The 8,674-nt window shown below is 55.8% G+C and carries 7 protein-coding genes and 1 pseudogene; 2 read left to right on the plus strand and 6 right to left on the minus strand.

The genetic code is table 11. From position 1 onward, the window contains the following. Nucleotides 1-165: 165 nt before the first annotated feature. Nucleotides 166-793: pseudogene (locus tag ASB65_RS29245) on the plus strand (outer membrane protein). A gap of 69 nt (nt 794-862) precedes the next feature. Beyond that, nucleotides 863-3,592: an autotransporter domain-containing protein gene (locus tag ASB65_RS16140; protein WP_162266785.1), complete on the plus strand. Its 2,730-nt coding sequence runs from the start codon at nt 863-865 to the stop codon at nt 3,590-3,592. A gap of 143 nt (nt 3,593-3,735) precedes the next feature. Here the strand turns inward: ASB65_RS16140 and ASB65_RS28945 are convergent, their stop codons facing one another. The 6 genes from ASB65_RS28945 to ASB65_RS16175 all read right to left on the minus strand — a co-directional run bounded on the left by ASB65_RS28945 (nt 3,736) and on the right by ASB65_RS16175 (nt 8,179). Continuing rightward, nucleotides 3,736-4,008, minus strand: coding sequence for a hypothetical protein (locus ASB65_RS28945; RefSeq protein WP_236734563.1), 273 nt, complete (start codon nt 4,006-4,008; stop codon nt 3,736-3,738). Nucleotides 4,009-4,064: 56 nt separating this feature from the next. Continuing rightward, nucleotides 4,065-5,021 carry a DUF808 domain-containing protein gene (locus ASB65_RS16150; RefSeq protein ID WP_060724672.1) on the minus strand — a complete coding sequence of 319 codons (957 nt, stop codon included), beginning with the start codon at nt 5,019-5,021 and terminating at the stop codon, nt 4,065-4,067. 80 nt (nt 5,022-5,101) lie between these two features. Beyond that, nucleotides 5,102-6,067, minus strand: a complete 966-nt coding sequence (locus ASB65_RS16155) for a magnesium and cobalt transport protein CorA (protein WP_060724673.1) — start codon at nt 6,065-6,067, stop codon at nt 5,102-5,104. A gap of 453 nt (nt 6,068-6,520) precedes the next feature. Beyond that, nucleotides 6,521-6,739 (minus strand): cold-shock protein, encoded by a 219-nt coding sequence (locus tag ASB65_RS16165; protein ID WP_060724675.1) that lies wholly within the window; start codon nt 6,737-6,739, stop codon nt 6,521-6,523. Further along, nucleotides 6,711-7,346, minus strand: coding sequence for an alpha/beta fold hydrolase (locus tag ASB65_RS16170; RefSeq protein WP_060724676.1), 636 nt, complete (start codon nt 7,344-7,346; stop codon nt 6,711-6,713). Before ASB65_RS16170 ends, ASB65_RS16165 begins: the two co-directional genes overlap by 29 nt. Nucleotides 7,347-7,723: 377 nt before the next feature. Further along, complete coding sequence (locus tag ASB65_RS16175) at nt 7,724-8,179, minus strand: Rid family hydrolase (RefSeq protein ID WP_060724677.1); 456 nt, start codon at nt 8,177-8,179, stop codon at nt 7,724-7,726. Between the last annotated feature and the right edge of the window lie 495 nt (nt 8,180-8,674).

The raw sequence follows: 8,674 nt of genomic DNA on the forward strand, positions 1-8,674 counted from the left end.
ATAGATTTTCCATGGCCGGTCCAAAAGCTCTTATATCCGCTCCGAAATTTTGATTGTCTTGCCGTGTCAGCGCACCCGCCAGTCGCCCCTCTTTAGGGCGCCGCCGGCAAAGAGCGGAGTTTTTAACCAGGCACGACACCGTCGCAAGCAACCGGATCCCACATCATGCGAATATTATTTCTGTGCGCCGTTCTCGCATTCCCCCCATCCGCGGCGATTGCGGCCGATGTTACCCTTGAAAATACCGCGCCGCCTACTGTCGCGGATCAGCCTGTCTTCACCTGGTCTGGAGCCTATTTCGGGCTTCATGCCAGCGGCGGTTGGACCAATGGTGAATTTTCTGGCCTCGGCATCACCGGATACGAAGACGCCAACGGCGGCCTCCTTGGCGCATTCGCGGGTTACAACTATCCGTTAGACAACAGCGTCGTTGCCGGTTTCGAAGGCGATATTGAACATCATTGGAATGAACAGAATGTCTTCGGCTGATTTCGGTACCGACTGGACGGGGTCGCTGCGCAGCCGCCTTGGTTACGCTTTCGAACACGCCCTCGTCTATGTGATGGCAGGATGGGCCGGAACGCGAGGTTATGTGGAAGTGCCGGGATTGGGGAAGGAGAAAAAGACATTCAGCGGTTACACGATCGGTGCGGGCTTGGACTACGCCTTCACCGACAAAATGTTCGGTCGCATCGAATACCGCTACAGTGATTATCGGGACAAGTATCTTCAGGGTATCAATGTCGATGTCGATCAACATGCGGTGAGGGTCGGTTTTGGGATACAGTTCTGACCAGTGCCGGCATTCTGGAGGGCGGAGCTTTTGCTGAATGGAATGCTCCGGTATTTGCCGATCGTAATAATGGCCGCTGTGATCAGCACTCTGTTGCCTGCTGCCGTGTCAGCACAGGTGCCTGTCATCACCCGGCATCCAGCCTCGGCTTCCGTTTCGGAAGGCCGAGATGCCATTTTCAGCATCGAAGTCCAGGACGTCGGAACCTCGATACAATGGCAGAAGGGCTATAGCCCGAGCGGGCCGTTTTCTAACGTCGCCAACGGCAACGGAACTGAGCTTCACCTGCCGAACGTCGGACTTCCCGACAGTGGCACCTATTATCGAGCAGCGGCAACACTGACGGGGAGCACGATTTATTCCGCTCCAGCTTCTTTGACGGTCCTATCCGCCCTCGCGCCGAGTGTCCAAACGGTAGACGTACCGGCGAACGGATATTACAAAGCCGGCCAAACATTGAATTTCCAAGTCAAAATGGACCAGAGCGTCTCAGTAACCGGTACGCCAGCTATTCAACTCATCGTCGGGGCGACCAGCCGGCAGGCCACTTATCAATCGGGTGGCGGCTCCAATGTCCTCATATTTTCATATACCGTGCAGGCCGGAGATCGGGACTTGGACGGAATTGTTCTTGGTGCATCCATCGCGTTAAATGGCGGCACCATTGCAAACTCCCTTGGCGATGCGGCCGAGCTTGCATTGAACAATGTCGGTCCGACGAGCCAGATACTTATAAACACAAATTCCCCAACGGTCGTCCTTTCCACGTCTTCTCCACCCGACCTCCCCATTCGCCGTATAACGGTTACGTTTTCGGAGCCTGTCACCGGGTTGACGCAGGTGGATTTCAATTTGATCCCGACGGGATCGGCTGTCGGCTCTGTAACAGGGCTTCAAACCGACGATAATATTACCTATGACGTTCTGGTCTTTTATAACTCCGGTACGGGTACTTTCAGTCTTCAGTTGCCGGCAAACGCGGCAGTCAACGTCACCGGTAATGGCAACCTCGCGTCCAATACACTGGTCTGGCGGGTAGGCTCTTCGGTAAATGCGGACTTGCAAGACATCAGGTCGAGCTCCGGCACTCTGACGCCAACCTTCTCCTCATCCATCACCTCCTATGTCGTGAACGTCGGAAACGATGTCGAGCGCGTTTCCCTGACATCGGTGCTTGTCGACGCGCGGGCGACTATAACGCTCAACGGCACAACTGTTCCAAATGGCACACCGAGCCCAGCCATCCAACTGGCCGTCGGTAACAACCCCGCCACAATAATCGTTACGGCCCAAGACGCACAGACTACAAACACATACCACGTCAACATCGTACGCGCTCAGTCTGGAAATGCCGGTCTGGTCGGCCTTGTTACATCGGCGGGCAGTCTCGAGCCGGCGTTTTCGCCGGGCACCACCAATTATGCGCTTTCTGTTCCTTTCGACACCGCCACCCTTCAGTTGATGCCAACAGCCGGTGACCCTGCTGCTACCATCATGATAAATGGCAATGCGATCGCATCGGGAAGCATGAGCCGGCCCATAGGGCTTGCAGTCGGCATAAACACTGTATCCGTGCTGGTGACGGCGCGAAATGGAGCGGCACGTTCCTACACGATATCCGCAAACCGGGCGGCGTTGGTTTTTCCCGATCCGACCATGGACCCCGAAGTTATAGGTCTGCTGAACGCACAGGCGAGCGCGGCAGAGCGTTTTGCCGAGGTTCAGATACGCAATTTCCAGAATAGGCTTGAGCAACTTCACGACGAGGGCGAGCGCAGACAGTCGAGTTTTGATATACGTTTCGGAGGACAGTCAACCCGAGCCGAAAACGTCTCGTCGGGGCCGCCCGAGCCAGCCTCGAATGGCACCGGCGTGGCGTTGCTTGGTTACGCAGCCGAAGATGGGCAGGAACTCGCCGGTGAAGTCATTGCAGGGAAGCAGCCCAAGTTCCCGGATGAAAACTTTGATCGCGCTCCCAGCCCATTCGCGGTCTGGACGAGCGGCTTCGTCAATTTCGGAGAGGCCAATGGAAGGACCGGTCTGGATTATATGTTCGTGGGAGTAAGCGCCGGCATTGACTATCGTTTCACGGAAGGATTCGTTGCGGGGCTGGGCGTTGGCTATGGACGTGACCGTACCGATCTTGGCGACAAGGGGACGCAAAGCCGGGCCAGTGCCTATAGCGCCGCTTTCTATAGCAGCTATAAACCCTTCGACAATTTGTTCATCGACGCACTTCTGGGTGGCAGTGTTCTGAATTTCAATTCGACGCGGTTCATCACGACTGACAGCAACCTTACAGATGGTGAACGAGACGGCAGCCAGCTATTCGGCTCATTGACGGTTGCTTATGAGTTCCGTCGCGAGGCATGGCTCGTATCACCCTACGGCGGAGTGGAAATGTCGCGGACGCAGCTTCATGGCTACTCGGAAGGAGGCGCCAGCATCTATCGCCTGACTTTCGGTGACCAGACGGTCGGCAATATAGCGGGAGTTCTGGGCCTGCGCGCCAATTACGCGTTGGACTACCAATGGGGTCGACTGACACCAGGCCTTAGAGCTGAATATACGTATGACTTCAACGACTCCAGCCACGCCACGATGGGGTACACCGTGGCTGGTGGACTTCCCTACGCACTCGATTTAGAGGGCGAAAACTCCGGTTATGGGGCCATCGGACTTACACTTGACGCACGTTTCAACAATGCTTGGTCGGTCGGGCTGGAATACCGAACGGGGTTTGGTGGCTCCGCAGCGAGCGACCCTGTGGTCAACATCAGGATAGGTGCCACGTTTTAAAACTGGCAGGGCAAGAAACAGCGCCAGCGCTGCCTGAACCGGCGCAACGACCGCCACGAAGGAAAGCGTATTGACGAGCGCTGTCAAAAACACAGCGTCGCGCGCCAGAATGACGATCTGGTTCTCGCCCCAGGTGAAGCTTTTTAGTCCCGCATCCCCTCCAGATGGGGATAGTCGGGGTTGTTGCGGGTGAAATTGCGAATTCGCCGATAGGAGATGGCGCCGTCTGCACGCTGCTTGAGGCTCCCATCCGCCTCCCTTTCCGGCTCGAGCGTCAGCACGCCGATATCCAGCAGCCGGGTATAGTTTTCAACGCCGACAAACTCGGTCGGATTGGGAGATGTCAGCCGCTGGTTGGTGAAGGAAAAACCGAGCTCAGATCGGTCCGGATGGGCAGAATGACATGACCACAACAATCACAAGCGCTGGAGACAGGCCGCAGCATAATTGCTACTAGATCAGCGACGGCAAGCTAACTGGCCGCAGTGTGTCCAGAAATCAGTTGCTTCCAAGTCGACAGGAACACGATTGCAATTGAGCCAATCAGAATGCCAATGATTGCCTGGGCAAAAGAAGTGGCTAGCCAATTGGTGATTTGCGGGAAAACTACCAGGGTTTGTTCGACACTGGATGCAAACGTTTCGATCAGATGCTCTGGTTGATGCAATCCCAGCCCGGCCAGGCTATGCACGATAATGCTTCCGCCCACCCACAGCATCGCCGCCGTTCCGACAATTGCAAGCGCCTTCAAAAGGGCAGGCACTCCCTTGACGAGGCCCGCACCGACTGTCCTTGTTAAAGCGCCACCTGCCTTTGAGAGGTGCAATCCCACATCATCTGCTTTGACGATGAGCGCCACGACACCATACACCGCAGCGGTGATCAGGATCCCGACGGCCGCCAGCACCCCGGCTTGCGAATAGATGCTCAATGTCGAAACGCCGGCAAGCGTAAGAGCCATGATCTCGGCCGAGAGGATAAAATCGGTGCGGATCGCGCCGGAAACTTTGCGGCTTTCCAGATCCGTCGCGTCGAGCGTCGTATCCTGAACCGGACCGTGCTTTGAGGCGTGAGGGAAGAAGGCCTCGTGAAGCTTCTCCGCGCCTTCAAAGCACAGGTATATGCCGCCGATCATCAGCAGTGGCGTGATGAGCCAAGGCGCGAAATATCCAAGCACAAGGCAGATCGGCAGAAGGAAGATCAGCTTGTTTTTCAGCGATCCGAGCGCAATCTTTCCGATGATCGGAAGTTCCCGCGCGGGAGCCAGGCCGACAACATATGTCGGAGTAACGGCAGTATCGTCGATCACGACGCCCGCCGCCTTCACGCTGGCTTTCGCTGTCTGTCCTGCTACGTCGTCCAACGACGCAGCGGCCGCCTTCGCGATAGCTGCAACGTCATCAAGCAATGCGATCAGTCCAGTAGCCAAATCCAACTCCTTTACGGCTTTAGTGCGATCCGTGATTTTAGGCAGTGCACTCGATGGTCGGCGAGAGATGCGATATCACACTACAGCCACCCCGATTTTTTGAAACGGTAATACAGGAAAGCGCAAAATGTGAGAATGACAGCGATTACGGCATAATAGCCGTATTCCGATTTCAGCTCCGGCATATGCTCAAAGTTCATTCCGTAAATTCCGGCGATTGCCGTAGGTACGGCAAGAATCGCGGCCCAAGCCGCGAGTTGGCGGGTGATCGTGCCTTGGCGCTGCTGTTCCAGAAGGTTTGAAGCTTCGAACACGGAGGTGATGACTTCTCGCAAGCCCGACATCATGAACTCGACGCGCCGCACGTGGTCGAGGACATCCCGGAAATAGGCTTTGGCATTGTCGTCGATACAGGGCAGTTCCAGGTTTGTCAGCTTGCCTATGACTTCGGCCATCGGACCGAGGATGCGCTGAAAGCGGATGACCTGTCGGCGCATACGGAAAAGTCGCCTGATCTGCTCGCGCTCGAGAAACGAGATCAGCATATGCTTTTCCATCTCAAGTACCTTGTCCTCCAGCGTTTCCACCATCGGAAGATAGCCGTCTACGACGAAGTCGATGATCCCGTGCAGGACATAGTCCGGTCCATGGTCCAGCAGTTTTGGAGAATGCTCGAGCTGTTCCCGTAATTCCTTGTGAGAGCGTGCCGAACCATGCCGGACTGAGATCACATGGTGCCGCCCCACAAAAATACAGGTTTCGCCATAAGCAATCTTGTCTCCTTCGAGATGAGCGGTCTTGATAATGACGAAGAGCTGGTCGCCATAGACTTCGACTTTCGGCACCTGTTTGCCGTTCAGGGCGTCTTCTACGGCCAACGGATGCAGATCGAACATCGACTTCAGACTCGCCATTTCCGCGGCTGTCGGCTCTGTAATGCCGATCCAGGCAAATTCGCCGTCGGTCTGTTGAAACGGATCGCCCGTCAAGGGGAGTTCTTCGGTGCGTTTGCCGAGCCGATAGATGTAAGACGCAATAACTGTCATGAAAACCGCTCTCAGTGGCAACGGCTTGTGATGTGGCATCCAGCCACAGCCGTGGCAAGAGGTAGCAATGTCTAAATGCGAGGATCGTCAGTCCCGCCGCTATTTAGGCCTGTCGGAAGCTACGAACAGCTTCGGCCGACAGCGGGTTCGAGCGGCGCCCGGCGATACGTGCGTCCCGACGATGCCCACGCGACAGGGATTCCATAACTCTGTCTTCGGTCGAACAGACCAGGGACTCCAAGCCGAGAAGATTGCCGTATTCGTCTTCAGCCAACGAGCAGCGGATTCCAACGCGATTGCAGACGTAGTTCTCAACAACCAAGTCGACGTCCGCTCTTGCCGTTCGCTTCCCCGGCGGGACGAGTTCTGAAGGATTTTGCCCATCGCCTCTGCGTCGTCCGTCGTGGCGGTGTGGATTCTCATCTCAGTCGGAAGGATCCTTGCGAAGCGAGCCTAGATCCGTCGAACGTTTTCCTCCTTCGACTTCCCGGTCTTTCGGTCTTGACCGACTTCGTAGGAAGCGTTCTGGCCTTCGCGTAGCAGCGTGGAACCCTGCACGGCGCTCAGGTGGACGAACACATCCTGTCCGCCGTTCTCCGGCGTGATGAATCCGAAGCTCTTGTCCGAGGAAATTGGTAGGCTATCACAACGTCGCCGCCCATTCAGCCACATGATCTGCAGCGGTCGAGATATGCTCCGCGGCTGTGCGTCCCGACACGGCTTTTCGCGGCCGGAAATCATGGTCTCCGTCGTCCAGCCAGAGAATTTCTATCTTGTCGGAGAGCTTGTAGCTGGGAACTTCCTCCCGCGATCCGAAAAGGTCCCGAGTTCCCTGACAGATTAAGGTAGGCGTCCTCATGTCCTCGAGATGAGCGGTCCGCAAATTGTTGGGCTTTCTAATTGGATGGAATGGATATCCGAGACAAAGCAGCCCGGAAATCTTACCCGCATCGCGAAGATCATCCGCGATCATGCTAGCCACACGGCCGCCCATGGATTTGCCTCCTATGACAACTCTTCCCATCGAGCCGAGCTCGTCGATCACGGCTTCAAATTCTTGCTTGAGGACCTCTGCGCGGGGCGGTGGCGCACGCTTTTCCGAAGACCGTCGAGCCGCCATGTAATCGAATTCGAACCGGACGATCCGCAAGCCTTTGTCGGACAGCGCCGCGGACACGGTTTTCATCCACGTCGTGTCCATCGCGCCACCCGCTCCATGGGCGAGAACGACCGTGACGTGGGCATCTTCGGGGCCGGTGACGAGGAAGTCATGAGGCATTCGAGGTTCTCCTGGTTCATGGCATTGTTATCCGCAGTGCGGGACAATCGTCACCATCGGTAACTTCCCTGGCGCTTACAGGGGCCGTTTTTGGAGAATATTCCCCAAGTGCATCTTGCCGCGCGACGCCGCTGCCCCGTTAGAAATGCGACACTGGCTCCGGCAATCAGCCCCCGACCGGACCGGCTGAGCCGGGTTGCAAGGGCAGGAAGGGGCAGGTGATGACTCCCCCTTTGGCTTTAGCTTCCTCAGTCGTCACGACTGCATTGCGGCATAGGGTGACAATCGAGGAAGTAACCACGCTGCCGTATGAGGCATTGACTTGCGCGGTCTTTTTGACAAACCGCGCTTTTCTATCTGAGTATCCTCACAGCCATTTACCGGTCCACGACTGCGCGGAACGTGATTTCAACGAGCTGCTGTGGAAAGGCGAGCCGCGTAACACCAATGATATTGCTCGCAAGCTGAGGAAGATCGGAGCCGTAGACTTTTTTTCGGATTTCCGCGGCCGGGCCGAAGGCGGCATCGACGTCCAGTACGTAAAGTGTCTCTTCAACCACGTCATCGAAGGTCGCGCCGAATTGTTGTAGGAGGACCTTGGCGTTCTGGTAGGTTTGACGAATTTGAGCTTCCATGGTCTCGAACGAAGCTGGCTTTCCAGCGGCGTCGATTTCGGCGGGGGCGGCCAGATTACCCTGGCTGTCATGGCTAAGCTGCCCAGAGATGTAAATCGTATCCTTAACCTTGACCGCTTGTGCGTAGCCAAATGCTTTTTCCCAGGCCACGCCGTGGTTTGCGGATTCAACGCGTAGGGTGTTTGTTTCGTTCGTCATCTTGAACTCCTTCGAGAAATGTTTGGAGCCCGAAACTGAACGAGTTTGACTGCGCCGTGAATTGCAATAAATCTAACGAGTGTGTTGCGTTTAGCGCAATGCGTTGCTTTCAATCTTACGGCGTCCGTCCGATAACCAATTGTTATCATTGGCATGTCGCACTTCGAAATAGAATGTACCCCGTTACACACAATGTCACAGCAAATTAGAGATGAAACAAAGTAATCAATTCAGAAACGCGACACCACAATATCGATCATTACATAATTTTCAAGATTTTATATTCAGGCATTCTCTGAGGTGAACCGCCGTCCGGGTGGAGCTGGTCAGGGTTGCGCAGCCCGGTCGGCGGCGGATGGCTCGACAAACTGGATAAACTTTAGCTTTGACAGCCCGATCACTCCGCCGCCTTCAACCGCGCAAGGGCGTTCTGCCGCTTCGCGATGACTGCGGGATCCTTGGTAAAATCGGTCTTTCTGCCAGGCTTGGTTCCGC

The sequence above is a fragment of the Agrobacterium tumefaciens str. B6 genome (assembly GCF_001541315.1).
In the GTDB taxonomy this organism is placed as follows: domain Bacteria; phylum Pseudomonadota; class Alphaproteobacteria; order Rhizobiales; family Rhizobiaceae; genus Agrobacterium; species Agrobacterium radiobacter.

Coding starts and splice junctions, on each gene's coding strand:
- ASB65_RS16140 (WP_162266785.1), top strand. CDS start 863: ATGGCCGCTGTGATCAGCACTCTGTTGCCTGCTGCCGTGTCAGCACAG.
- ASB65_RS16170 (WP_060724676.1), bottom strand. CDS start 7,346: ATGCCTCATGACTTCCTCGTCACCGGCCCCGAAGATGCCCACGTCACG.
- ASB65_RS16155 (WP_060724673.1), bottom strand. CDS start 6,067: ATGACAGTTATTGCGTCTTACATCTATCGGCTCGGCAAACGCACCGAA.
- ASB65_RS16165 (WP_060724675.1), bottom strand. CDS start 6,739: ATGTGGCTGAATGGGCGGCGACGTTGTGATAGCCTACCAATTTCCTCG.
- ASB65_RS16175 (WP_060724677.1), bottom strand. CDS start 8,179: ATGACGAACGAAACAAACACCCTACGCGTTGAATCCGCAAACCACGGC.